28 protein-coding genes and 1 other annotated feature (1 of these 29 running past the window's edge) are annotated in these 23,364 nt (G+C 53.1%); of the genes, 27 read left to right on the plus strand and 1 reads right to left on the minus strand.

Going from position 1 to position 23,364, the window contains the following annotated elements; translation table 11 throughout:
* The 9 genes from JD108_RS01150 to pssA all read left to right on the plus strand — a co-directional run.
* On the plus strand, positions 1 to 169 hold the 3' end of the coding sequence (locus tag JD108_RS01150; RefSeq protein ID WP_198828214.1) for an MGDG synthase family glycosyltransferase. Its footprint begins 950 nt before the window's first position; the window shows 169 of its 1,119 coding nt (coding positions 951-1,119); the start codon falls outside the window, past its left edge; it ends in the stop codon at positions 167 to 169.
* Between the two features lie 9 nt (positions 170 to 178).
* On the plus strand, positions 179 to 853 hold the full coding sequence (locus JD108_RS01155; protein WP_198829942.1) for an HAD family hydrolase: 675 nt from the start codon (positions 179 to 181) through the stop codon (positions 851 to 853).
* Between the two features lie 196 nt (positions 854 to 1,049).
* Complete coding sequence (locus tag JD108_RS01160; protein ID WP_198828215.1) at positions 1,050 to 1,514, plus strand: CtsR family transcriptional regulator; 465 nt, start codon at positions 1,050 to 1,052, stop codon at positions 1,512 to 1,514.
* A gap of 28 nt (positions 1,515 to 1,542) precedes the next feature.
* On the plus strand, positions 1,543 to 2,061 hold the full coding sequence (locus JD108_RS01165; protein ID WP_198828216.1) for a protein-arginine kinase activator protein McsA: 519 nt from the start codon (positions 1,543 to 1,545) through the stop codon (positions 2,059 to 2,061).
* 18 nt (positions 2,062 to 2,079) lie between these two features.
* The gene (locus tag JD108_RS01170; RefSeq protein ID WP_198828217.1) at positions 2,080 to 3,141 is read left to right on the plus strand and encodes a protein-arginine kinase McsB; all 1,062 of its coding nucleotides are present in this window, start codon (positions 2,080 to 2,082) and stop codon (positions 3,139 to 3,141) included.
* Between the two features lie 81 nt (positions 3,142 to 3,222).
* Positions 3,223 to 5,676, plus strand: coding sequence for an ATP-dependent Clp protease ATP-binding subunit (locus JD108_RS01175; RefSeq protein WP_198828218.1), 2,454 nt, complete (start codon positions 3,223 to 3,225; stop codon positions 5,674 to 5,676).
* Between the two features lie 114 nt (positions 5,677 to 5,790).
* Entirely contained in the window at positions 5,791 to 7,158 is a 1,368-nt protein-coding gene (radA, locus tag JD108_RS01180) for a DNA repair protein RadA (RefSeq protein WP_198828219.1), read from the plus strand.
* Between the two features lie 9 nt (positions 7,159 to 7,167).
* Positions 7,168 to 8,244, plus strand: coding sequence for a DNA integrity scanning diadenylate cyclase DisA (disA, locus tag JD108_RS01185; RefSeq protein ID WP_198828220.1), 1,077 nt, complete (start codon positions 7,168 to 7,170; stop codon positions 8,242 to 8,244).
* Between the two features lie 119 nt (positions 8,245 to 8,363).
* Entirely contained in the window at positions 8,364 to 9,092 is a 729-nt protein-coding gene (gene pssA, locus JD108_RS01190; protein WP_198828221.1) for a CDP-diacylglycerol--serine O-phosphatidyltransferase, read from the plus strand.
* A gap of 93 nt (positions 9,093 to 9,185) precedes the next feature.
* Here the strand turns inward: pssA and JD108_RS01195 are convergent, their stop codons facing one another.
* A complete protein-coding gene (locus JD108_RS01195) occupies positions 9,186 to 9,581 on the minus strand; it encodes a DUF1573 domain-containing protein (RefSeq protein WP_198828222.1) in 396 nt (131 codons plus the stop codon).
* Positions 9,582 to 9,869: 288 nt separating this feature from the next.
* On the opposite strand from JD108_RS01195, the gene JD108_RS01200 reads away from it, so the two are divergent.
* From JD108_RS01200 to JD108_RS01285, 18 genes are all read left to right on the plus strand, one after another.
* Positions 9,870 to 10,961: a PIN/TRAM domain-containing protein gene (locus JD108_RS01200; protein ID WP_198828223.1), complete on the plus strand. Its 1,092-nt coding sequence runs from the start codon at positions 9,870 to 9,872 to the stop codon at positions 10,959 to 10,961.
* Between the two features lie 73 nt (positions 10,962 to 11,034).
* A complete protein-coding gene (ispD, locus tag JD108_RS01205) occupies positions 11,035 to 11,733 on the plus strand; it encodes a 2-C-methyl-D-erythritol 4-phosphate cytidylyltransferase (protein WP_198828224.1) in 699 nt (232 codons plus the stop codon).
* A complete protein-coding gene (ispF, locus tag JD108_RS01210) occupies positions 11,730 to 12,209 on the plus strand; it encodes a 2-C-methyl-D-erythritol 2,4-cyclodiphosphate synthase (RefSeq protein ID WP_323958395.1) in 480 nt (159 codons plus the stop codon). Before ispD ends, ispF begins: the two co-directional genes overlap by 4 nt.
* A gap of 54 nt (positions 12,210 to 12,263) precedes the next feature.
* Positions 12,264 to 13,730, plus strand: coding sequence for a glutamate--tRNA ligase (gene gltX / locus JD108_RS01215; protein WP_198828225.1), 1,467 nt, complete (start codon positions 12,264 to 12,266; stop codon positions 13,728 to 13,730).
* Between the two features lie 391 nt (positions 13,731 to 14,121).
* Positions 14,122 to 14,787, plus strand: a complete 666-nt coding sequence (cysE, locus tag JD108_RS01220) for a serine O-acetyltransferase (RefSeq protein WP_198828226.1) — start codon at positions 14,122 to 14,124, stop codon at positions 14,785 to 14,787.
* Positions 14,768 to 16,174: a cysteine--tRNA ligase gene (gene cysS, locus JD108_RS01225; RefSeq protein WP_198828227.1), complete on the plus strand. Its 1,407-nt coding sequence runs from the start codon at positions 14,768 to 14,770 to the stop codon at positions 16,172 to 16,174. Before cysE ends, cysS begins: the two co-directional genes overlap by 20 nt.
* A gap of 16 nt (positions 16,175 to 16,190) precedes the next feature.
* A complete protein-coding gene (locus tag JD108_RS01230) occupies positions 16,191 to 16,604 on the plus strand; it encodes a Mini-ribonuclease 3 (protein WP_198828228.1) in 414 nt (137 codons plus the stop codon).
* Positions 16,597 to 17,352, plus strand: coding sequence for a 23S rRNA (guanosine(2251)-2'-O)-methyltransferase RlmB (gene rlmB, locus JD108_RS01235; RefSeq protein ID WP_198828229.1), 756 nt, complete (start codon positions 16,597 to 16,599; stop codon positions 17,350 to 17,352). The genes JD108_RS01230 and rlmB overlap by 8 nt, the downstream gene beginning before the upstream one ends.
* A gap of 1 nt (position 17,353) precedes the next feature.
* A complete protein-coding gene (locus JD108_RS01240) occupies positions 17,354 to 17,878 on the plus strand; it encodes an NYN domain-containing protein (RefSeq protein ID WP_198828230.1) in 525 nt (174 codons plus the stop codon).
* A 79-nt stretch (positions 17,879 to 17,957) separates the two neighbouring features.
* On the plus strand, positions 17,958 to 18,608 hold the full coding sequence (gene sigH / locus JD108_RS01245; protein WP_198828231.1) for an RNA polymerase sporulation sigma factor SigH: 651 nt from the start codon (positions 17,958 to 17,960) through the stop codon (positions 18,606 to 18,608).
* 372 nt (positions 18,609 to 18,980) lie between these two features.
* Complete coding sequence (gene rpmG / locus JD108_RS01250) at positions 18,981 to 19,130, plus strand: 50S ribosomal protein L33 (protein WP_003392018.1); 150 nt, start codon at positions 18,981 to 18,983, stop codon at positions 19,128 to 19,130.
* 33 nt (positions 19,131 to 19,163) lie between these two features.
* Entirely contained in the window at positions 19,164 to 19,379 is a 216-nt protein-coding gene (gene secE / locus JD108_RS01255; protein WP_198828232.1) for a preprotein translocase subunit SecE, read from the plus strand.
* Between the two features lie 44 nt (positions 19,380 to 19,423).
* On the plus strand, positions 19,424 to 19,960 hold the full coding sequence (gene nusG / locus JD108_RS01260; RefSeq protein ID WP_198829944.1) for a transcription termination/antitermination protein NusG: 537 nt from the start codon (positions 19,424 to 19,426) through the stop codon (positions 19,958 to 19,960).
* Positions 19,961 to 20,143: 183 nt separating this feature from the next.
* Entirely contained in the window at positions 20,144 to 20,569 is a 426-nt protein-coding gene (gene rplK / locus JD108_RS01265; RefSeq protein WP_198828233.1) for a 50S ribosomal protein L11, read from the plus strand.
* A gap of 93 nt (positions 20,570 to 20,662) precedes the next feature.
* Entirely contained in the window at positions 20,663 to 21,346 is a 684-nt protein-coding gene (gene rplA / locus JD108_RS01270; protein WP_198828234.1) for a 50S ribosomal protein L1, read from the plus strand.
* Between the two features lie 47 nt (positions 21,347 to 21,393).
* Positions 21,394 to 21,562 (plus strand) — a sequence feature (ribosomal protein L10 leader region).
* Positions 21,563 to 21,586: 24 nt separating this feature from the next.
* On the plus strand, positions 21,587 to 22,102 hold the full coding sequence (rplJ, locus tag JD108_RS01275) for a 50S ribosomal protein L10 (protein ID WP_198828235.1): 516 nt from the start codon (positions 21,587 to 21,589) through the stop codon (positions 22,100 to 22,102).
* Positions 22,103 to 22,186: 84 nt separating this feature from the next.
* Positions 22,187 to 22,549, plus strand: coding sequence for a 50S ribosomal protein L7/L12 (gene rplL, locus JD108_RS01280; RefSeq protein ID WP_198828236.1), 363 nt, complete (start codon positions 22,187 to 22,189; stop codon positions 22,547 to 22,549).
* A gap of 97 nt (positions 22,550 to 22,646) precedes the next feature.
* Positions 22,647 to 23,246 carry a class I SAM-dependent methyltransferase gene (locus JD108_RS01285; RefSeq protein WP_198828237.1) on the plus strand — a complete coding sequence of 200 codons (600 nt, stop codon included), beginning with the start codon at positions 22,647 to 22,649 and terminating at the stop codon, positions 23,244 to 23,246.
* Positions 23,247 to 23,364 lie beyond the last annotated feature (118 nt).

A 23,364-nucleotide genomic window follows, 5' to 3' on the forward strand; every position in this document is an offset into this window, starting at 1 on the left:
CGCAAATGTTCCGGAGCAATTGACATATTTTATCAGCGATATCTTGCATAATCCGACAAAAGTAGAGTACATGAAAACCATGGCGAAAAAGATTGCCAAGCCCCATGCGGCAGAAAATATCGCAAGGTTCATCCACAATGACATGACACGCATCGGCGAAGAAGGGTAGGAAGGTATGATGAGCATTTCCTTGGCAGTTTTATTCGATATGGATGGCACATTGCTACAGACAGAGCGAATGTCCACCCCGGCCTTTCAAAAAACATTTGAACAACTGCGCGAAAAAGGACACTGGCATCAAGAGACACCCAGCGAAAAGGAACTGACCAACGTGCTGGGAATGACGCTGGAAGAGTTGTGGGAAAAGCTGCTCCCCGGGGCCAGTGAAGAAACAAGGCGGCTGGCTGACGAGTGGATGCTGGAGAACGAGCTGTTGCTGTTGAAACAAGGCATCACCGATTTGTATCCCGGCGTCAGAGAGGTGCTGCAGGAATTGCATGCCGGCGGGGCCTCGCTCTTTGTCGCCAGCAATGGCCAGGAGCGGTATATCGATGAAGTCTGCGAATACTTCCAGATCAAGCGGTATTTTACCGATCTGTACTCCGCAGGCCGCTTTGGTACGGAGACGAAAAAAGAGCTGGTCGCCAAGCTGCTGCGCGATTATGACGTAAAACAAGCGATCATGGTCGGAGACCGGCATTCGGATGTAGAGGCCGGGCTGGCCAATGGGCTAAAGACAATTGCCTGCGATTTCGGCTTCGCAAGGCCAGGCGAACTGGACGGTGCCGATGTGATCATCACCCGCTTCTCCGACGTGCTGCCCCACGTTTTGCAACGGCAGGAAACCAAGTAGCACAGCCACGAACACCGTACAAACCATTCCGCACAGGGATGGTTTTTTGTTTGGTTTTAACTTGCCCCGCTTTTGCCCACACTACAAAGTGTCTGCTCCCCTCTTGCATACAGGAAAAAAAGTAATTATAATTAAAGTCAAAGATAGTCAAAGTCAATAATCAAAGTGCATAACACTGTAGAACAGGAGGCGACCCATGCGTAACATCTCGGACTATATCGAGCAGCATTTAAAAAGAATTCTGTCGGAAAGTCCCAATGGCTCCGTCGAGATTCAACGTAGTGAGCTTGCCGACATTTTTCAGTGTGTGCCTTCTCAAATTAACTACGTCATCAATACTCGATTTACGGTAGAAAAAGGCTACATCGTGGAAAGCAAACGCGGCGGAGGGGGCTACATCCGGATCCGGAAGGTACAGATTGTAAGCAAGGCCAAGCTGCAAGAGCTGTTGACGGAGGAGCTGATCGGCGAAAGCATTACCCAAGGCGTCGGCTATGCCATCATCGATCGCCTTCTCGAGGAAGGGCTGGTCAGCCACCGGGAAGCCGCGCTCATGAAGATTGCCACCTCGCGCAGCGTATTGTCCATGGAGTCCGTTGTGCGGGATCGCGTGAGGGCTGCGATGTTGAAGCAGATGATTGCTACGATTTTGTCGCGTTGATCAGACGCGATGCGAGGAGGACGATGGGATGAACTGTGAAGAATGCGGTAAACGACAGGCTACGCTTCATCTGACCAAGATCGTCAATGGTGAAAAGACGGAATATCATATTTGTGAGCATTGTGCACAGGAAAAAGGTGATGTTTTCCCCGGATTTCACAACTTCAGCATCAATAATCTCCTGTCTGGTCTCTTGCACTTCGACCCGGCCCAAAAGAAAACGCAGGACGGAGAGACCAAAAAAGCTCTTCGCTGCGAAACATGCGGGCTGACATACGCGCAGTTCAGCAAAAGTGGCCGCTTCGGCTGCAGCGACTGCTACAAATTCATGGGCGACCGACTGGACCCGCTCTTCCGCCGGATCCATGGAAATACACAGCACAGCGGAAAGGTGCCGGAGCGAACCGGCGGACAGCTGAAGCTGAAAAAAGAGCTGGAGCAGCTGAAGCAAGCCCTGCAGCGCCATATTGCCAGCGAAGAGTTTGAAAAGGCGGCCGAAATACGCGACCGGATCAAAGCTCTAGAACAAAAAATGGGTCAAATGTAATCGGGGGAGGTGGTGTACATGTCCCAACAACAGTTTATGCAAAACCCTTGGAGCAATTGGATGAAAGGGGAAGGGCCTGACTCGGACATCGTCATCAGCACCAGGCTGCGAATCGCCCGCAACCTGCGGCAGCACCCTTTCCCGCTGCTGGCCACGGACTCGCAAGCGGAAGAGGTGGTCCGCAAGGTGTCCGAGGCCAGCAAGACAACTGCGTGTGACGGGCGGCCGCTCGAGCTCATTTGCATGGAGCAGCTCAATCCCCTGGAAAAGCGCGTCCTCGTCGAAAAGCATTTAATCAGTCCGCATCTGGCGGAGGAATCCCGCAAAGGGGCTGTGCTGCTCAGTCCGGATGAATCGATCAGCATCATGGTCAATGAAGAAGACCATATTCGGATCCAGGTGCTCTTGCCCGGGTTTCAACTGCAGCAAACCTGGGAAATAGGTACAAAAATCGATGACAGCTTCGAGAAGCATGTGAACTACGCTTTCGATGAAAAAAGAGGCTACCTGACAAGCTGTCCTACCAATGTGGGGACGGGAATACGGGCATCCGTCATGCTTCACTTGCCCGCACTGGTGATGACCCAGCAGATCAACCGAATCCTTCAAGCGATCAATCAGGTCGGCCTTGTGGTCCGGGGAATCTACGGAGAGGGCAGCGAAGCACTCGGCAATTTGTTTCAGCTGTCCAATCAGGTTACACTGGGGATGTCAGAATCCGATATCCTGTCCAATCTGTACGGCGTAGCCAAACAGATCATCGAGCAGGAACGGGTAGCCCGCCGGTATTTGCTGGAGCACTCCCGGATTAACCTGGAGGACCGGATTATGCGATCGTACGGGATCCTGCAATACGCCCGGACGCTGGAATCCAAGGAGGCGGCACAACGGCTCTCCGACGTAAGGCTGGGAGTCGATCTGGGAATTGTAAAAAATATTTCCTACCTCGTGTTGAACGAATTGCTGGTGACGACGCAGCCCGGCTTCTTGCAGCATCACGCGGGCCAGAAGCTGTCGCCCGATCAGCGCGACGAACGGCGGGCCCGATTGATTCGCGAAAAGCTGTCTGCTACGCAGTAGCAAACAGCGCTGAGAAACAAAACAATCTCGAAGGAAACAACGAATAGAAATATAAAGATGGTTACTGGAGGTGCATGAGAGATGATGTTTGGACGTTTTACCGAACGCGCACAAAAAGTATTGGCACTGGCATTGGAAGAGGCGGTCCGACTGGGACACAAGGATATTGGAACAGAGCATGTGCTGCTTGGCCTGATTCGCGAAGGCGAAGGGATCGCAGCCAAAGCGCTGCAGTCACTGGGTCTGGGTCTCGACAAAATTCAAAGTGAAGTGGAATCGCTGATTGGACGCGGGACAGAGCAAGCCGGAGGAAACTACACCCCAAACTACACCCCCCGTGCCAAAAAAGTAATTGAACTGTCCATGGATGAAGCGCGCAAGCTGGGCCATACCTATGTGGGAACAGAGCATATCCTGCTCGGTTTGATTCGCGAGGGAGAAGGCATTGCCGCACGCATCATGAACAATCTCGGCGTCAGCCTGAACAAAGCACGTCAGCAGGTTCTGCAGCTTCTGGGAAGCTCGGAAATGATGAATGCCCATCAGACCTCTGGCAGCAATCCGGCGGCCAATACGCCGACGCTGGACAGCCTGGCGCGCGATCTGACTGCGATTGCCCGCGAAGGTGGGCTGGATCCGGTGATCGGACGGCAGAAAGAGATTGAGCGCGTCATTCAGGTGCTGAGCCGCCGCACGAAGAACAACCCTGTGCTGATCGGGGAGCCGGGCGTGGGTAAGACCGCGATCGCCGAGGGCTTGGCACAAAAAATCGTCAACAACGAAATTCCCGAAACCCTCCGCGACAAACGCGTCATGACCCTCGACATGGGAACGGTCGTGGCAGGCACCAAGTATCGCGGGGAATTCGAAGACCGCCTGAAAAAAATCATGGATGAGATTCGTCAGGCCGGAAATATCATTCTGTTTATCGACGAGCTGCACACGTTGATCGGCGCTGGCGGCGCGGAGGGAGCCATCGATGCCTCCAACATCCTCAAGCCGGCACTGGCACGCGGTGAGCTGCAGTGCGTGGGGGCTACCACCCTGGACGAATACCGCAAGTACATCGAAAAGGATGCCGCGCTGGAGCGCCGTTTCCAGCCGATCCAGGTGGATCAGCCCAATGTGGAGGATGCGATCAAGATCTTGCATGGCTTGCGCGACCGGTACGAAGCGCATCACCGCGTAAAGATCACCGATGAAGCAATCGAACAGGCCGTAAAGCTGTCTGACCGCTACATCACGGACCGTTTCCTGCCGGACAAAGCCATCGACCTGATCGACGAGGCTGCTTCCAAAGTGCGTCTCCAATCCTTTACCGTTCCGCCGAATCTGAAGGAATTGGAAGGCCGCCTGGAGGAAGTCCGCAAAGAGAAGGACGCAGCCGTACAATCCCAGGAATTTGAGGAAGCAGCCTCTCTCCGCGACAAGGAACAAAAACTGCGGGAAGAGCTGGAGAAGACCAAGAAAGACTGGAAAGAGCGCCAAGGCCAATTGAACATGGAGGTGACCCCAGAGGACATCGCTCATGTCGTCGCCAACTGGACGGGAATTCCGGTCGTCAAGCTGAAGGAAGAAGAAACCGACCGACTCCTGAAAATGGAGGAAATCTTGCACGACCGCGTCATTGGACAGGATGAGGCCGTCAAGTCCGTCTCCCGGGCAGTGCGCCGCGCGCGTGCCGGCCTGAAGGATCCGAAGCGTCCAATCGGTTCGTTCATCTTCCTCGGACCGACCGGGGTCGGGAAAACCGAATTGGCCCGCGCTGTCGCAGAAACGCTGTTTGGCGACGAGGACGCCATGATTCGCGTAGACATGTCCGAGTACATGGAGAAACACTCCACTGCGAGACTGGTCGGGGCTCCTCCGGGATATGTCGGTTTTGACGAAGGCGGCCAGCTGACCGAGAAAGTCCGCCGCAAACCGTATTCGGTCATCCTGCTGGATGAGATCGAGAAGGCCCATCCGGACGTATTCAATATTCTTCTGCAAGTGCTCGACGACGGACGTCTGACGGACTCCAAGGGGCGCACCGTTGATTTCCGCAATACAGTGGTCATCATGACCTCCAACGTCGGGGCTAACCTGATCAAGAAAAACACGACGCTCGGCTTCACGGCCGGCAATGATACCGAGAAGAAATACCAAGACATGAAAGACAAGGTCATGGAAGAGCTGAAAAAGAGCTTCCGTCCGGAGTTCCTGAACCGGATCGACGAAATCATCGTCTTCCACTCCCTGGAGCAGGAGCATATCGAGCGTATCGTGTCCCTGATGACAGAGGATCTGCGCAAGCGCCTCAAAGAACAGGACATCGACTTCCAGCTCTCCGAAGATGCGAAAAAGGTACTGGCGAAGGAAGGCTTCGACCCTGCATACGGGGCACGGCCGCTCCGCCGGGCGATCCAGCGCAACATCGAGGACAGACTGTCCGAAGAGCTGCTGAAAGGAAACATCAGCAAAGGGGATACCGTCTCCATCGACGCCGAGGAAGGCAAACTCGTGGTGAAGCGGCTGGAGACCACCACTTCCTGACCAGATGAAAAGGGGAACAGAAAGAATGCCTCCTAAAAACAGGAGGTATTCTTTTTTGCTTTTCTTCATGTATGATAAACATGTAGAGGCGAATTCCAAAAAGAGGTACGAGTCATGTCAAAGTATAAAACGAAATACGCGTGTCAAGAATGTGGCTATGAATCACCCAAATGGATGGGCAAATGCCCCGGCTGCAACAGCTGGAACACGATGGTGGAGGAGGTCGCCGTCAAGGCTGCCGCACGCCATGAAGGGTTGCACGGAGGACAGCGGCAAACCGCCATTCCTCTGACAGAGGTGGCAAGTGAAGAAGAGCCGCGCATGGATACGACGATTCACGAATTAAATCGCGTCCTCGGCGGAGGGCTGGTGCCCGGCTCCATGGTACTCGTCGGCGGAGACCCGGGGATTGGCAAGTCTACCCTGCTCTTGCAGACATCCTTTGCGCTCGCGCATCAGGGCGCCAAAGTCCTGTATGTATCCGGGGAGGAGTCTGCCAAGCAGATCAAACTGCGAGCCGACCGGCTTGGCATGAGCACACCGCCGATGTACGTCTTATCCGAAAATGATCTCGATGCGATCGAACAGCATATAGCCCAGATTGACCCCCATGTGCTGATCATAGACTCCATTCAAACGGTCTTTCACCCCGCCGTCCAATCTGCTGCGGGGAGTGTGGCCCAGGTGCGGGAGACGACTTCCCACCTGATGAGGATCGCAAAAGGAAAGGGCATCGCCACCTTTATCGTGGGCCACGTGACCAAAGAAGGGGCGATTGCAGGTCCGCGCATGCTGGAGCACATGGTGGATGCGGTCCTCTATTTTGAGGGGGAGCGGCACAATACCTTTCGCATCCTGCGTGCCGTCAAGAACCGCTTTGGATCGACAAACGAAATCGGTATCTTTGAAATGAAAGAAAAAGGGCTGGAGGAAGTAGGCAATCCCTCGGAGATCTTCCTGGCGGAACGCCCTGTCGGGGTAGCCGGCTCCACGGTCGTCGCCAGCATGGAGGGAACCAGGCCCGTTTTGGTCGAACTGCAGGCATTGGTGGCGCCAACCAGCTTTGCTACGCCGCGCCGCATGGCCACCGGAGTGGATCACCAGCGGGTCGCGATGATTATGGCTGTCCTGGAAAAGCGCGTCGGTCTCATGCTGCAAAATCAGGATGCCTATGTGAACGTAGCAGGCGGCGTTCGTCTGGATGAGCCTGCGGTAGACCTGGCAGTGGCTGTCAGCATCGCCAGCAGCTTTCGCGACCATGCCACCAATCCCCATGATGTCGTCATCGGCGAGGTAGGCTTGACGGGAGAGGTCAGAGGAGTGTCCCGCATCGAGCAGAGAATCCGCGAAGCCCACAAGCTGGGATTCAAACGGGTTATTATCCCGTCAAAAAATATACGCGGTCTGGATGTGCCGCCCGACATCGAGGTTATTGGCGTCAGCAACATTTCGGAAGCGCTCCGCGAAGTGCTAAGGGGGTAGTCCAGCTGCATGCTTGAGACAAACAAACGAGAACCGCTATACAGCGACGTGCTGCGCCTCGTGGCACCAGGCACTCCCCTTCGAGAGGGACTCGAGAACGTCCTCCGAGCCAAAACCGGCGGATTGATCGTCGTGGGCTATGGCCCCGACGTGAAAAACATCGTCGACGGAGGGTTTTCCATAAACTGCGACTTCACTCCGGCCCATCTATATGAATTAGCCAAGATGGATGGGGCGATCATAGTTAGTGAAGATGCAAAAAAAATCTTGTACGCCAATACGCAGCTGTTTCCGCCCGCTTCCATTCCGTCGAGCGAAACAGGCACGCGCCATCGGACAGCGCAGCGTACAGCCCTGCACACGGGATATCTGGTCATCGCCATCTCGCAGAGACGAAATGTGATCACGCTCTATCAAGGTCAGTTCCGCTATGTCTTAAATGAGATCAGCGTCATCTTGGCGAAAGCCAACCAAGCCATTTCCACCCTGGAAAAATACAAGACGGTCTTGGATCAATTTTTGACCAATCTGGGGGCGCTGGAATTCGAAGAGCTGGTCACCCTCCACGAAGTCACTTCTGTTCTGCAGCGGATGGAGATGGTCTTGCGCATAAAAACAGAAATCAGCAAGTATATATATGAACTGGGGACAGAGGGCAGGCTTGTCACCATGCAGCTGGAGGAATTGGTAGGGAACATCGAAGAGGAGACGCACATGCTGATCCGCGACTACAGCAAAAATCCGTTGGTCCAGCCGGAGCAGGTGCTCAAAGAGATGAAAAAGCTGTCAGCGGACGAGGTGCGGGACATGGGTTCCTTTTTGCGCATCCTCGGCTACGCGCCCAACCCCAACATGCTGGAGGAATCCGTCTCTCCGCGAGGCTTCCGGATCTTGCGCAGAATCCCGCGGCTACCCTTGTCGATCATCTCCAATCTCGTCGATCACTTTCACTATTTGCCGCGGATCATGATGGCGACGATCGAAGAGCTGGACGAGGTAGACGGCATCGGAGAGGTTCGTGCGCGGGCGATCAAAGATGGATTAAAACGGATTCAAGAACAGGTGTTCATTGACAGACACATTTAATGTAGAATAGGATAATACAATCGGTAGTGATCAATGCGAAAGGATTTTCTTATGAGAACTGGCGAGTTCGCGTTCGCCAGAGAATCGTCTCCTTTACGCAGGAAACCAGGAGGTAGTCTATGTTCGTGAAATCGTTACCGAACATGCTAACCGTGAGCAACTTGTTCTTGGGGATTGTCGCCATTATTCTCGCCTTTCAAGGCAACCAATATGTGGAGTATGCAGCAATTACGGTCATTATTGGTATGTTGATGGATGGGTTGGACGGACGAGTGGCTCGGATGCTGAATGCACAGAGCGAATTTGGAAAAGAACTGGATTCTCTCTCCGACGTCATCACGTTTGGGGTGGCCCCGGCATTTATCATGTACGTCGTGGCTTTGCAGGATCTCCATTTGATCGGGATCTTTGTGACGGCTGTCTTCCCGATTTGCGGCGCCCTCAGGCTTGCTCGCTTTAACGTACAGGCGGGAGTGCCTGGCTATTTTATCGGGCTGCCGATTACGGCTGCAGGCGGGGTGCTTGCGACACTGGCGTTGTATCACCAGGTGTTTAACGTGGCCCTGCTGGCGATCAGCATGCTGCTGTTGGCTTTCTTGATGGTCTCCAACATCAAGTACCCCAACTTCAAAAAGGTGGGGATTCCCAAGGCGGCGTACTGGATTACGCCGATCATCGTGGCGCTCGTGGTGCTGGTGGCGATCAAGTATCCGCAGCAGTTCCCGAAAATTGTGTTTTTGCCGCTGGCTTTTTACGCCTTGTACGGGATAAAAAAAAACGTTGACCTACTGCTCAAAAAAATCCGAAAAGAAGAGAAAAACGAAAAGGAATCTCTTCCCTTCGAGTAATGACGGCAGAAAAAAACCCGCTCGATTCCAAGCGGGTTTTTTTGATCGAAACGCAACCTTTTTGAGGAGTTTTTCGTAATACAAAATGGGAGCTTATGACAAGTTAAATACGCCGAGGGTATGGAGCCGTTCCGCTTCTTTCCGCAGGACGTCGTCCAGCTTGATATCCGTGATGTTGCACAAGGCGGAGAGGTAAAACAGATTCTTGCCCATCTCGGCGGTCATCACGTCGCGACAATGCTCGCACAGCGGTCCGGAAAAATGCGTCTCCATCAGAATTTTGTTTTCCTGCAAATTTTTTTGAGGATCATAGGTCTGTTTTTTGGCGACGACCTGGGCACAGCCGCATTCGGTGATGGCTTTGGTTAGTGAACGGTTGATGCGGGCTGCACTTTCTTGAATCTTGGACATAACGTCCAGAACGCTGCGATGCCGGATCAGCAGCTCCGAAACCTGGGATTGGAAATCGTCCACATTTTGCTTACCCATATGATTCACCTCTGCTTTAGGCTGTTGATATTCTCAGAATTTTTTTGCAATGCACTATAGCCATTATAAGAAGGGAATCCGGCTACTGTCAATTTTCAAACGAAGGGAAACGGAAGTTCGGCATTGACTGTAAATTACCGTCTATGTTAAAATCTTTGGCTATTTGACACTGGAATTTAACTTTTGTTATAGTGAGGGAAAGTACAATATGGGGAAAAATGCGTTGTTTTGGGAAGCAGGGTTTTTCCTGAAAACATCTGTCTATATTAATAACAAGGAGGTGAAAGCATGGTTCGCCGATTAGGAAAAATCTTTTTTACACTGGTCGGAGGGGGCTTGGGCTACAAGTTTGGTCCAGATCTGTTTGACCTGTTGAACACGCTTTTAAATTTTGGTGACTTCCAGTATACCAACTATATTGGAGCCGTATTGGGTGCCGTGCTGTTCTTCTTCTTCGCCAACTGGTTTGTCGATTACAGCTTGCGGGTCGTCCGTTGGGGAGAAGAGACGCTGTTGAAACTGCCGATCGTGGATGTCATGTTTGGAGCATTGGGGTTGATTATTGGTCTTATCGTTGCCTTTTTATTATTTCTCCAGCTCAGCAACATCCCGATACCGGTGGTCAGAGATTTGCTGCCGCTGATGGTTTCCGCTTTGCTTGGCTATCTCGGCTTCGTGGTCGGGTTTCGCAAGCGGGACGAGATTATGGCTGTGTTTTCGATTGGGCGAAAAGACAAGTCGAAAAAGGACAACAGCGGAGCTCCGTCTAACGTGGAGTACAAGATTCTGGATACCAGCGTGATTATTGACGGCCGGATCGCCGATATCTGCCGCACGGAATTTTTGGAGGGTGTCCTGGTTATTCCCGGATTCGTCCTGGAAGAGCTGCAGCACATCGCCGATTCTTCCGATGTATTGAAGAGAAACAGAGGCCGCCGCGGACTGGACATCCTGAACAAAATCCAAAAGGAAATGAAGGTAAAAGTCCAGATCTACGAAGGCGACTTCGAAGAGGTTTCCGAAGTGGACAGCAAGCTGATCAAGCTGGCGAAAGTCATGAACGGTAAAGTGGTCACCAACGACTTCAACCTGAACAAGGTATGCGAGCTGCAAGGCGTCTCCGTACTGAACATCAACGATTTGGCCAACGCGGTCAAACCGGTGGTGCTGCCAGGAGAAGAGCTGACCGTCCAAGTGATCAAAGACGGCAAGGAGCACGGCCAGGGCGTCGCTTACCTGGACGATGGCACGATGATCGTCGTCGAGGGCGGCCGCGACTATATCGGACACGACCTGGATGTGCTGGTGACCAGCGTTCTGCAGACATCGGCAGGGCGGATGATCTTCGCAAAGCCGAAATTACTGGAAAAAGCATTGTAGCGGATGTTGGGAAAGGGAAGGGAGACTTTCCTTTTCGAACAGCCTGCAGCAGATAGACGGGAGAGGGATCGTCGTGGATACGGGAGTCGTCATCGTCGCAGCCGGTTCCGGAAAGCGCATGGGGGCGGAGCGAAACAAGCTGTGGCTGCCGCTGGGCGGAGAGCCCATATGGGTTCATACCGTCCGCCTTTTTGCCGGCCATCCGGAAATCGGCGAAGTCGTGCTGGTGGTAAACAGCCGGGATCGGCAGGAGATCCAGGATTGGCTGGACCAGAACCAGGAAAAGCAAAAGGTGACCGTTGTGCTGGGCGGAGCCGAGAGGCAAGACAGCGTGAGAAACGGTCTGGCCGCCCTATCCCCCCAATGCACGTATGTGCTGGTGCATGACGCTGCCCGCCCGTTTGTGACCGGAGAACAGATCAGCGAGCTGATCCGGCAGGTGCGGACAGATGGCACTTCAATTATGGCTGTTCCCGTCAAGGATACCATCAAAGTGGTAGGGGCTGACGGCATCGTCCAGTCCACCCCGGCACGAGAGAGCTTGTGGGCAGTGCAAACCCCACAAGCTTTTCTCGTTTCCTTGTTGAAAGAAGCCCATGAAGCGGCCGTGCAGGCGGGATATGCGGGGACGGATGACGCCATGCTGGTGGAATGGCTGGGCCATCCCGTGCGAGTAATGCGGGGGAGCTATGAAAACATCAAAATCACCACGCCAGATGATCTCTGGACGGGAGAAGAAATATTGCGGAGACGAAAGGGAGAGGGATCATGAGAATTGGACAAGGCTTTGACGTGCATCAGCTGGTGGAAGGACGTCCTTGCATTATCGGGGGAATCACGATTCCGTACGAGAAAGGGCTGCTCGGCCATTCGGACGCGGATGTCTTGTTGCACGCGATCACAGACGCATTGCTGGGCGCGATCGGCGAAGGCGATATCGGCCGTCATTTTCCCGACACCGATCCTGCCTTTAAAGACGCGGACAGTGTCAAGCTGATGGAACATGTCTGGGAGCTGGTGAAACAGAAAGGGTATCGTTTGGGCAATCTGGATGCGACGATCATCGCGCAGGCGCCGAAAATGGCGCCGTACATCCCGCAGATGCGTGAATTGATTGCGCGGGTCCTGGAGGCAGACGAGCTGTCGCAGATCAACGTCAAAGCGACGACTTCGGAAAAACTGGGCTTCACCGGACGCGGAGAGGGAATTGCCGCGCAGGCCGCCTGCTTGCTTGTCAAGCAAGGCTAGGTGGGTGTAAGATTAACGCAAGCAATTTTACGTTCATGAAAGGATGTCGCTATCATGGCCAAGGAAATCCGCACAAGATATGCTCCCAGTCCGACGGGACATTTACATATTGGCGGTGCGCGCACTGCACTTTTTAATTATCTGTATGCCAAGCATCACGGCGGTTCGTTTATCGTTCGGATCGAGGATACCGACCAGACCCGCAATGTAGAAAATGCCGACGAAGAGCAAATGACCAACCTCAAATGGCTCGGGATCACCTGGGAGGAAGGCACAGATATCGGAGGAGCGTACGGGCCTTATCGCCAAACGGAGCGACTGGATATCTACCGGAAATACATCGATCAGCTGCTGGCCGAAGGAAAAGCTTATTACTGCTACGCTACCAAGGAAGAGCTGGACGCGGAGCGGGAAGAGCAGATCGCCCGCGGAGAGACGCCGCGCATCCTGGAGAAGCACCGCCACGTGACGCCCGAGCAGCGGGAACAGTATGAGCGGGAGGGGCGTATGCCGTCCGTTCATTTCCTAGTGCCGGACAACAAGCAACTCGTCGTGAACGACTTGATTCGCGGTCAGGTGACGTTTGATTCCAGCGAGATGGGCGACTTCGTCATTTGCCGCCCGGACGGCGTGCCAACCTACAACTTCGCTGTCGTCATCGACGATTACCTGATGAAAATCAGCCATGTGTTCCGCGGGGAGGAGCATCTCTCCAATACGCCGCGCCAACTGCTGATCTATGATGCGTTTGGCTGGGAGCCGCCGGAGTTCGGCCACTTGGCGCTGATCCTCAATCAGGACGGCAAAAAGATGTCCAAGCGCGATGAGAGCATCATCCAGTTTATCGAGCAGTACCGCGAGCTCGGTTTCCTGCCGGATGCGATCGTCAACTTCCTGGTGCTGCTGGGCTGGTCTCCAGGCGGAGAAGAGGAGATTTTTGACCTGGATGAATTGGTCAAGCTGTTCTCCGTCGAGCGCATCAGCAAATCGCCAGCCGTTTTCGATTCGACAAAGATGAACTGGATGAACAACTTCTACATCAAGCGTCAGTCGTTGGACCTGATTACCGAGATGTGCATTCCGCATCTGCAAAAGGCAGGTTTTATCGAAGAGGCGCTGTCCGAGGAAAAATACAATTGGGTGCGCAGCATCGTCGCCCTTTATCAGGAGCAGATGTCATACTGTGCGCAGATCGTGCCGCTCGCCGCTCTTTTCTTCCTGGAAGAAGTGGTGTACGATGAAGAGGCGAGAGCCGTACTGAAGGAACCGCAATTGCCGGAAGTGCTGGCTTCGTTTGCGAAACACCTCGAAGCGGCAGCTGAATATACTGCGGATACGATTAAAGCCGTGTTGAAAGAAGTGCAGAAAGAAACGGGCCAGAAAGGCAAGGCGCTCTTCATGCCGGTCCGTGTCGCTGCTACCGGCCAGGCGCATGGCCGCGATCTGGCGGAAACCCTTTATTTGCTGGGACAACAGACCGTGCTCGAGCGCGTCAAGCGCGTGCTTGCACACGGGGAGTAAAATAAATACGGCGCGAAGCGGACTGACCCGTCCGCTTGGCCCGGCCACAGAGCGATGACCAGGAGAGTACAGCAGGATTTCGTCCCCAGAGAGGGTGGGCAGGTGAGAGCCATCCGGCGAGAACTGCGTGGAAATGCACCTGTGAGCGATGAGCTGAACCCTTCTCTTTGCGGAGAATCTGTAGAGAGGCGGCAGTAGGGAAATCGGTCACCCGCCGTTATCGGGTATGAGAGTGAGGTCGCTCGCGGCGTCTGTCTGTCCAAGACAGGACCGCAGCGGTCTAAGCAGAGTGGAACCGCGGTTCATGCCGTCTCTGTCTCCTTCAGTTTTGAAGGGGGCGGAGACGTTTTTGTTTTATCCATAGGCAAAACTATGCAGGAGGTGATACCCTATGCTTTCACAGATGAGGGAGGACATTCAAGTGGTATTCGAGAGGGATCCGGCTGCGCGCAGCACCTTTGAGGTCGTGCTGACCTATTCCGGATTGCACGCCATATGGGGACACCGGATTTCTCACAAGCTATGGAAAGCGGGCTGGTTTACCCTGGCGCGCGTCGTTTCGCAAGTTACTCGCTTTTTTACCGGAATAGAAATTCACCCCGGAGCTACGATCGGCAAAGGGCTGTTTATCGACCACGGGATGGGGGTCGTCATCGGGGAGACCTGTGAGATCGGTGACAATGTCACCATCTACCAGGGAGTGACGCTGGGAGGGACCGGCAAGGAAAAAGGAAAGCGCCACCCCACCGTCGGCAACAATGTCATCATCGCATCGGGTGCGAAGGTATTGGGATCGTTCAAAATTGGCGATAATTCCAAGATCGGAGCGGGATCGGTCGTGCTGCAGGAAGTGCCGCCCAATTCTACCGTAGTCGGCATACCCGGCCGTATCCGCATTCAGGACGGCAAAAGGGTAACCCATGATCTGGATCACGTCAACCTGCCGGACCCTGTCGCCGATATGATTCGCGGCATGCAGCAGGAGATCGAGCAGTTGCGCAAAGAAGTGGCCTTGCTGAGGGAGGAAAAAGCAAAAAATGAGCATTCAGTTCACTAATACGCTGACGAGAAAAAAGGAAGCATTCGTTCCCCTGGAACCGGGAAAGGTAAAAATGTATGTATGCGGACCGACTGTCTATAATTATATCCATATCGGAAATGCCCGCCCGGCGATCGTCTTTGATACGCTCCGCCGCTACCTGAAATACCGCGGCTTTGAGGTCACGTTTGTACAGAACATCACGGATGTGGACGACAAACTGATCCGCGTGGCAAACGAGGAGGGCATTACCGTCAAGGAAGTGGCGGATCGCTACACGGATGCGTTCAATGAAGACCTGCGCAACCTGAATGTGATGCCGCCGGATATTCAGCCGCGCGTCATGCAGACGATTCCGGAGATCATCCAGTTTATCGAAGGCCTGATCGAAAAAGGCTACGCCTATGAAAGCGAGGGCGACGTCTACTTTCGCACCGGACGCTTTGCCGAGTACGGCAAGCTCTCCCATCAGCCGCTGGATGAGCTGCAGGTGGGGGCTCGCGTCGAGATCAATGAAAAGAAGGAAAATCCGCTTGATTTTGCCCTGTGGAAATCAGCCAAGCCGGGCGAAGTGACCTGGAGCAGTCCCTGGGGCGAAGGGCGGCCCGGCTGGCATATCGAGTGCTCGGCGATGGCGCTGACATTCCTCGGAGACCAGATCGACATCCATGCGGGCGGCGCTGACCTCGTCTTCCCTCATCACGAAAACGAAATCGCGCAATCGGAGTGCTACACCGGCAAGGTATTTGCCCGGTACTGGCTGCACAACGGGATGTTGAACATAAATAATGAAAAGATGTCGAAATCACTCGGAAACTTTTTGCTGGCCCGCGATCTGATCCAGCACTATGGCGGGGAGCTGATCCGCTTTTTCATGCTGCAGGGCCATTATCGTAATCCGATCAATTTCAGCAATGATTTGCTGGAGCAGGCTGCTAATGGCCTGGAGAGGATCAAGACCGCCTACGCCAATCTGGGGCATCGCCTGCAAACGGCCCGCGCCGAGGAGCCGAATGGTTTGGCCCAAGAGCAAAAAGAGGTGATCGCAGCCTTGCGCGAGCGCTTTGTCACCGAGATGGACGATGACTTGAACACGGCAAATGCCATCACCGTGGTGTATGATGTGGTGAAGGAAGCCAATCTGTACCTGCGCAATCAAAACGTCGGTCAGGTTGAGGTCCAGGCATACCGCGACCTGCTGGTGGAGTTGACGGGGGTCCTGGGCTTGGAGCTTGCGCAAGCGGAGGGACTGTTGGACAGCGAAGTGGAGGCGCTTATCGCGGAGCGGACGGAGGCGCGGAAGTCGCGCAATTTTGCCCGGGCCGATGAGATTCGCGATTTGCTGAGCGAAAAGGGGATTCTTCTCGAAGATACCCCGCAGGGCGTCCGCTGGCGCAGAAAATAAAGGGGTCACAATGTACATGCAAAAAGAAGAGTTAGCAAGAGAACCTCATCTGGTCAATCCGCTGGTGCTGGCGTTTTTGGGTGACGCGACGTACTCGCACTGTGTCCGCTATCATCTGATCGCCAAAGGGCTGGTCAAGCCGCACGTGCTTCATAAGACGGCGAATCAGTACGTCTCCGCCAAGGCCCAGGCCAATATCCTGCATGCGCTGATGCCTCTTTTCACAGAGGAAGAGGCAGCGGTAGTGAGGCGCGGCCGCAATGCCAAATCCGGCTCCAGCGCCAAAAATGCCGACATTATCGATTACCGGCATGCCACTGCATTTGAAGCGCTGATCGGCTACCTGTATCTATGCGGGCGGGAGGAGCGGCTGGCGGAGATCATGCAGCAGGCATTTGCCATTGTGGAAGGAGTCTACGGACATGAGTGAAGAGTGGATTGTCGGAAAAAATCCGATCATTGAGGCACTGCGTTCAGGCCGTACCATCAACAAGATCTGGATAGCGGAAGGCACCAATAAAAATTTGATGGGCCCGATCTACTCGCTCGCCAAAGAGCAGGGCGTGATTGTCACTTCGGCCAATCGCAAAAAACTGGATCAACTGTGCGGAACGGATAATCATCAGGGAGTCATCGCGTCTGTCGCCGCCTATGACTACGTCGAGGTAGAAGACATTTTGAGGATAGCGGAAGAGCGGAAGGAAACACCATTCCTCATTTTGCTGGATGAGCTGGAAGACCCTCACAACCTCGGCTCGATCATGCGGACGGCCGATGCGGTCGGTGCGCATGGCATCGTCATTCCCAAGCGGCGCTCGGTCAGTCTGACGGCGACGGTAGCCAAAGCATCGGCTGGCGCGATCAACTACGTGCCGGTCGCCCGTGTGACCAATCTGGTCCGCACCATGGAGGAGCTGAAGGAGAAGGGCATCTGGATCGCGGGGACGGACGCCAGTGCCAAGCAGGACTTCCGCCAAGGCGACTACTCGATGCCGCTGGCGATCGTGATCGGAAGCGAAGGAAAAGGGATGAGCCGGCTGGTCCGGGAAAACTGTGATTTCCTCTACAGCTTGCCGATGGCGGGCCATGTTACCTCGCTGAATGCTTCTGTGGCGGCAGCGCTCTTGATGTACGAAGTTTTCCGTGCAAGGAGTCCGTTGACGGCCCAGGTGAAGTGACATGGCGAAGCGGAAAGCCAAGCAACTTTTGATCGTGGACGGCTACAATATCATCGGCGCATGGCCCGATTTGCGGATCCTGAAAGAGCAAGAGCGGATGGATGAGGCCCGCGATCTGCTGATTTCCAAACTGGCGGACTATCAGAGTTTTACCGGCATCAAAGTGATTATTGTCTTCGACGCCTACAATGTGCCGGGCGTAGGCAGACAGCTCAGCGACTACCAGGTGGACATTTATTTTACGAAGAAGAAAGAGACAGCCGATGAAAAAATTGAGCTGCTCGTCGCAGAAAATTATGCGAAAAATCGACAAATCTACGTAGCTACTTCCGATTATACGTCCCAGCGAGTCATCTTCGGACAGGGGGCTCTCCGGAAGTCGGCGAGAGAGCTTTTGCACGATGTGGAAAGTATCGGCAAGGAGATCAAGCAGCAGGTGGAGAAGACCCGGGAAGAGCGCTTCTCCACGCGTATCTCCTTGGATGAGGAAATCGCGAAAATATTCGAAAAATGGCGAAGGGAATAAGTTGGATTCGGTTGACGCTTTTTTACGGCACATGTATAATAGCCCTATCTGTGGAAAACCGGTTGGCGGAGGGATCATTGTGAGTGTTGACCTCAAGGAGTTAAATCATGCCCAATATGAGCTAATGTCCGATGAAGAGGTAGTAGATCTCGTTCGCGACAATGATGCCGAAGCCTTGGAATACTTGATCAACAAGTACAAGAATTTTGTGCGGGCCAAAGCTCGGTCGTATTTCCTCATAGGGGCTGACCGCGAAGACATCGTCCAAGAAGGGATGATCGGACTGTACAAGTCGATTCGCGACTTCAGGGGGGACAAGCTCACCTCGTTCAAGGCCTTCGCCGAGCTTTGCATTACTCGTCAGATTATTACAGCCATTAAGACAGCGACCCGGCAAAAGCATATTCCGCTGAACTCCTATGTCTCCTTGGACAAGCCCATCTACGATGAGGACTCGGACCGCACCCTGCTGGACGTGATTTGCGGCACCAAGGTGACCGACCCGGAGGAGTTGTTCATCAATCGCGAAGAGTTTGACGACATCGAAGGGAAGATGAGCGAGATCTTGAGCGATTTGGAACGCCAAGTGCTGATGCTCTATCTCGACGGCCGTTCCTATCAGCAGATCGCGGTAGAGTTGAAGCGGCATGTCAAATCGATTGACAATGCCCTGCAGCGGGTGAAGCGAAAACTAGAAAAATATCTCGAAGGCAGAGAGATTCATCTATAAAAAGAGAGGATCTCTCTTTTGTTTTGGCCGCTCGTCCTGTTCTTGCAACGAAGGCGCCGCCAAATAGCCCGGCAAAGCCAAATTTTTCAGGAACCAAATGCTTCGGCTTTGTCAAGACGTTTTGTTGACATGGATTGACGGGTGTGATAAATTTGTTTAGGTAACCATGGCCTCATCTCTCTTACGTCTATGGTTGCTTGCTAAAATGGTCAGGAAAAAGTAGCGGTTTTCCCGTACTATTTTTCGCCGATAGGTTTCCCTGTCGGCATACGTGCAACTAAAGGCTCCGCCAAAGAGCTTGGCGCAGCCAAGTTTTCTATTTCCTGTTCTTTGTGAATATGCAGGTTTGAAATGAGATGGAGGTGGCAATAAATGCGAGTAAACATCACGTTGGCGTGCACCGAGTGTGGCGAGCGTAACTATATCTCCACAAAAAACAAGCGCACGACTACTGAGCGTGTCGAGCTGAAAAAGTATTGCTCCCGTGACAAGAAGCAAACCCTTCATCGCGAAACGAAGTAATGATGGAAAGCGACGAAGTCTGGGGGTGGCACTATGGGTTTCCTAGCCAAAATGGGAGCTAGCTTTCGCCGTACCGGTGAATTTTTCGGTGATGTGAGATCAGAACTGAAGAAGGTTCGCTGGCCGAACCGAAAAGAGTTGACCACCTACACGGTCGTCGTTCTCATTACGGTTACGCTGTTGGCGCTGTTCTTCTTTGTTATCGATCTGGGGATTTCTCGCGTCATTGATTTGATTTTAGGAACGTAATTTTGCAAGCCTAGGAGGGACGGACGGATAACGTCCTTGTGGATATGGAAAAAGCATGGTATGTGGTTCATACGTACTCGGGTTATGAAAACAAGGTAAAGACCAATCTGGAGAAGCGCGTTGAGTCGATGGGCATGGAAGACAAGATCTTCCGCGTTCTCGTACCCACGGAAGAAGAGGTGGAGACGAAGGACGGTAAAAAGCGCACCGTGACGAAAAAGGTGTTTCCTGGATATGTCCTTGTTGAAATGGTGATGACGGACGACTCTTGGTACGTCGTGCGCAACACCCCTGGGGTTACCGGCTTTGTTGGTTCCACAGGCGCCGGTTCCAAACCGACAGCGCTGCGTCCTGAAGAGGCCGATACAATCCTCCGTCAAATGGGGATTGAGATTCCCAAAATCAAAGTTGACTTTGATCTCCGCGACATGGTGCGTGTGACCGATGGTCCATTCTCCAGCCGTACCGGAGAAATAATCGAGATTCATCCCGACCGGCAAAAGGTGCGCGTGCTGGTAGATATCTTCGGCCGCGAAACACCGGTTGAGCTCGATTTTACGCAGATTCAAAAATTGGATTAGGATTCATCTTGAAAACTACCATGCGATGTGGTAAATTTCTTGTTGTTTCTGATATCCCCAATGATAAGGGGTTTTTTGCACTCTCACTATAGATGGAAAGTCTACTTACATAGGCTTTCGGCAATTGGGTGGGAGGGGGCATTCCCCCGTAATAACCACATGTGAAGTAAGGAGGTGTCTTACGTGGCTAAGAAGGTTATCCGCGTAATCAAATTGCAAATCCCGGCAGGTAAAGCGAATCCTGCACCTCCAGTAGGTCCGGCACTCGGTCAAGCTGGTGTTAACATCATGGGATTCTGTAAAGAATTCAACGCTCGCACAGAGAGCGAAGCAGGAATGATCATTCCAGTAGAAATTACTGTTTTTGAAGACCGTTCCTTTACGTTCATCACGAAAACGCCACCGGCTGCTGTTCTCTTGAAGAAAGCGGCTGGCATTGAGTCTGGTTCCGGCGTGCCGAACAAGAACAAAGTGGCTACCCTGAAGCGTGACAAAGTTCGCGAAATCGCTGAACTGAAGCGTCCTGACCTGAATGCAGCATCCGTGGAAGCGGCTATGCTCATGATCGAAGGGACCGCTCGCTCCATGGGTATCGTGATTGAAGACTAATCGTCTTTGTTGCAGGGAGGGGTACACCAGTTGTGCCCCTTGTTTGTGGGAGGATCAAACCGCTACGACCACATTGAAGGGAGATTTACAATCATGGCAAAACGTGGAAAAAAGTATCAAGAAGCGCTCAAGCTGATTGATAAAAACAAAGTATACGAAGTTGCAGAAGGAATCGAGCTGGTAAAGAAAACGGCTTCTGCAAAGTTTGATGAATCCGTGGAAGCAGCATTCCGTCTGGGCGTAGACCCGAAGCGTGCTGACCAACAAATCCGCGGTGCAGTTGTTCTGCCGCACGGTACTGGTAAAGTACAGCGCGTTCTCGTTTTCGCAAAAGGCGAGAAAGCGAAAGAAGCGGAAGCAGCTGGTGCTGATTATGTAGGCGATGCAGACATGATCGCAAAAATTCAAGGCGGCTGGTTCGACTTTGACGTAGTCGTAGCTACCCCTGACATGATGGGTGAAGTAGGGAAACTGGGTCGCGTACTCGGTCCGAAAGGCCTCATGCCAAACCCGAAAACCGGTACCGTTACATTTGATGTAACCAAAGCGGTTAACGAAATCAAAGCTGGTAAAATTGAGTACCGCGTTGACAAAGCGGGCAACATCCACGCGCCAATCGGCAAGGTGTCTTTCGATGCCGAGAAGCTGGCTGAAAACCTGGCTGCGTTGACAGAAGCGCTCAACCGTGCGAAACCAGCTGCAGCGAAAGGCGTTTACATGAGAAACGTATCCATCAGCTCCACGATGGGTCCTGGTGTGCGCGTAGCTGTAAAATAATGATAGTTGACTTCCCGGGCGGAAGTTGATAAGATAGTGGCTGTTGATGAAAAGAATATGCCATGCCGTAGACAGAAGGTGCAGCGGTCACAAGCCCTGCTTAATATCCCTCCGAGGCGTGTAATGAAGCGGATAGAGGATTTGGCTTTCAAACTCCTTTGACGATACACATTATGCCCTCGTATGCAATCTACGAGGGCATTTCTCTTTTTTCAGGAAAGAGCACGGGAGGTGTAACCATTGGCAGAAATTCGTCCAACCGTTATTCGTGAAGAGAAAGTACAAGCGGTGAATGAGATCGCTTCGAAATTGCGTTCCAGTCAAACGACTGTGATTGCTGACTATCGCGGTCTGAACGTAGCGCAAGTAACTGAGCTGCGTAAACAACTCCGCGAAGCTGGCGTCGAGTTCGTCGTTCTGAAAAACACTTTGACTCGACTCGCAACAGCGAAAGAGAACCTGACTGAGCTGGATCAGTACCTCACTGGCCCGAATGCAATCGCGTTCTCCGAAAATGATGTAATCGCTCCGGCGAAAATCATCGCTGAATTCGCGAAGAAAAACGACAAGCTGGAAATCAAGGGCGGCGTTATCGAAGGAAAAGTAGTGAGCGCTGATGACATCAAAGCGCTGGCAGCACTGCCTTCCCGCGAAGGTCTCCTGTCCATGCTTCTCAGCGTACTGCAAGCTCCTATGCGCAACTTCGCGCTGGCAGTCAAAGCAGTTGCCGAGCAAAAAGAAGAACAAGGCGCGTAAGTTGCCTGAAATGGGCTTGATTGCCCTATGCGTTATCTGATCTACGGATCACAAACACTTTTCCATGAATGGGAGGACAATAAGATGAGCAAAGAGCAAATCTTGGAAGCGATCAAAGGTATGTCCGTTCTCGAACTGAACGACCTGGTAAAAGCAATTGAAGAAGAATTCGGTGTAACTGCTGCTGCTCCTGTAGCTGTAGTTGCTGGCGGCGCTGCTGAAGCAGCTGCTGAGCAAACTGAATTCACCGTAACTCTGGTAAGCGGCGGCGCTTCCAAAATCAACGTAATCAAAGTAGTTCGCGAACTGACTGGTCTGGGTCTGAAAGAAGCAAAAGACCTGGTAGACAACGCTCCAAAAGCTCTGAAAGAGGGCGTTTCCAAAGACGAGGCAGAAGCTCTCAAAGCAAAACTCGAAGAAGCTGGCGCTACTGTAGAAGTAAAGTAAGCTAGCGATCGAAAAGCGGAATAGATCCCCTTGCCTGCGGCAGGGGGATTTTCTGTACGAGAAAGGCAAGTCTAGGATGAGGAAAGGTGGGCCATACGTGGCAGATCACTACTACACGAGCCGCCCCGGCGCGGAACATGACGAGCAGGAGTTTACCTTTACATTGCGGGGGCATCAGCTTCGCTTTATCACCGATGCCGGCGTGTTTTCGCGGGATCGGGTGGATTTTGGCAGTCAATTGTTAATCGAAACGATGGCGATTGACCCGTCCGCTCATGTCTTGGATGTGGGATGCGGGTACGGTCCGATGGGACTGAGCGCCGCCAGGCTGGCCCAGGCAGGGCATGTGACGATGATCGATGTCAACGAGCGCGCGGTGGAGCTGGCGCGGCGCAATGCACGGCTCAACGGCATTTCCAATGTGGAGATACTCGTGAGCGATGTGTACAGCGCGGTACAGGGCCGGACGTTTGATGTGATCTTGACCAATCCGCCGATACGGGCCGGGAAGGAAATCGTCCATCGCATTTTCACCGAAGGCTATGACCTGCTGCGGTCAGGCGGCGAGATGTGGGTAGTGATCCAGAAAAAGCAGGGAGCGCCATCGGCCTTGCGGAAGCTGCAAGAGGTCTACGGGGAAGTGGAAGAGATGGAGAAAAAGAAGGGCTATCATATCTACAGGGCCCGAAAGTCCTAAACGGCCCCTGACCATTGTCGACCTCCGCAAAAAGAATCACTTGACTTGCATATTTCCGTGTGATAGTATTATAAAATGTCAATATGGGATTAATGTCTATTTTTACGCAGTTCCCAGT

It is taken from the genome of Brevibacillus composti (genome assembly GCF_016406105.1).
GTDB classification, from domain to species: domain Bacteria; phylum Bacillota; class Bacilli; order Brevibacillales; family Brevibacillaceae; genus Brevibacillus; species Brevibacillus composti.

What these genes read in the sequence shown, in the direction of transcription:
- JD108_RS01155 (WP_198829942.1), top strand. Translation starts at nt 179, where the DNA reads ATGAGCATTTCCTTGGCAGTTTTATTCGATATGGATGGCACATTGCTA.
- JD108_RS01160 (WP_198828215.1), top strand. Translation starts at nt 1,050, where the DNA reads ATGCGTAACATCTCGGACTATATCGAGCAGCATTTAAAAAGAATTCTG.
- JD108_RS01165 (WP_198828216.1), top strand. Translation starts at nt 1,543, where the DNA reads ATGAACTGTGAAGAATGCGGTAAACGACAGGCTACGCTTCATCTGACC.
- JD108_RS01170 (WP_198828217.1), top strand. Translation starts at nt 2,080, where the DNA reads ATGTCCCAACAACAGTTTATGCAAAACCCTTGGAGCAATTGGATGAAA.
- JD108_RS01175 (WP_198828218.1), top strand. Translation starts at nt 3,223, where the DNA reads ATGATGTTTGGACGTTTTACCGAACGCGCACAAAAAGTATTGGCACTG.
- radA (WP_198828219.1), top strand. Translation starts at nt 5,791, where the DNA reads ATGTCAAAGTATAAAACGAAATACGCGTGTCAAGAATGTGGCTATGAA.
- disA (WP_198828220.1), top strand. Translation starts at nt 7,168, where the DNA reads ATGCTTGAGACAAACAAACGAGAACCGCTATACAGCGACGTGCTGCGC.
- pssA (WP_198828221.1), top strand. Translation starts at nt 8,364, where the DNA reads ATGTTCGTGAAATCGTTACCGAACATGCTAACCGTGAGCAACTTGTTC.
- JD108_RS01195 (WP_198828222.1), bottom strand. Translation starts at nt 9,581, where the DNA reads ATGGGTAAGCAAAATGTGGACGATTTCCAATCCCAGGTTTCGGAGCTG.
- JD108_RS01200 (WP_198828223.1), top strand. Translation starts at nt 9,870, where the DNA reads ATGGTTCGCCGATTAGGAAAAATCTTTTTTACACTGGTCGGAGGGGGC.
- ispF (WP_323958395.1), top strand. Translation starts at nt 11,730, where the DNA reads ATGAGAATTGGACAAGGCTTTGACGTGCATCAGCTGGTGGAAGGACGT.
- gltX (WP_198828225.1), top strand. Translation starts at nt 12,264, where the DNA reads ATGGCCAAGGAAATCCGCACAAGATATGCTCCCAGTCCGACGGGACAT.
- cysE (WP_198828226.1), top strand. Translation starts at nt 14,122, where the DNA reads ATGCTTTCACAGATGAGGGAGGACATTCAAGTGGTATTCGAGAGGGAT.
- cysS (WP_198828227.1), top strand. Translation starts at nt 14,768, where the DNA reads ATGAGCATTCAGTTCACTAATACGCTGACGAGAAAAAAGGAAGCATTC.
- JD108_RS01230 (WP_198828228.1), top strand. Translation starts at nt 16,191, where the DNA reads ATGCAAAAAGAAGAGTTAGCAAGAGAACCTCATCTGGTCAATCCGCTG.
- rlmB (WP_198828229.1), top strand. Translation starts at nt 16,597, where the DNA reads ATGAGTGAAGAGTGGATTGTCGGAAAAAATCCGATCATTGAGGCACTG.
- JD108_RS01240 (WP_198828230.1), top strand. Translation starts at nt 17,354, where the DNA reads ATGGCGAAGCGGAAAGCCAAGCAACTTTTGATCGTGGACGGCTACAAT.
- rpmG (WP_003392018.1), top strand. Translation starts at nt 18,981, where the DNA reads ATGCGAGTAAACATCACGTTGGCGTGCACCGAGTGTGGCGAGCGTAAC.
- secE (WP_198828232.1), top strand. Translation starts at nt 19,164, where the DNA reads ATGGGTTTCCTAGCCAAAATGGGAGCTAGCTTTCGCCGTACCGGTGAA.
- nusG (WP_198829944.1), top strand. Translation starts at nt 19,424, where the DNA reads ATGGAAAAAGCATGGTATGTGGTTCATACGTACTCGGGTTATGAAAAC.
- rplA (WP_198828234.1), top strand. Translation starts at nt 20,663, where the DNA reads ATGGCAAAACGTGGAAAAAAGTATCAAGAAGCGCTCAAGCTGATTGAT.
- rplL (WP_198828236.1), top strand. Translation starts at nt 22,187, where the DNA reads ATGAGCAAAGAGCAAATCTTGGAAGCGATCAAAGGTATGTCCGTTCTC.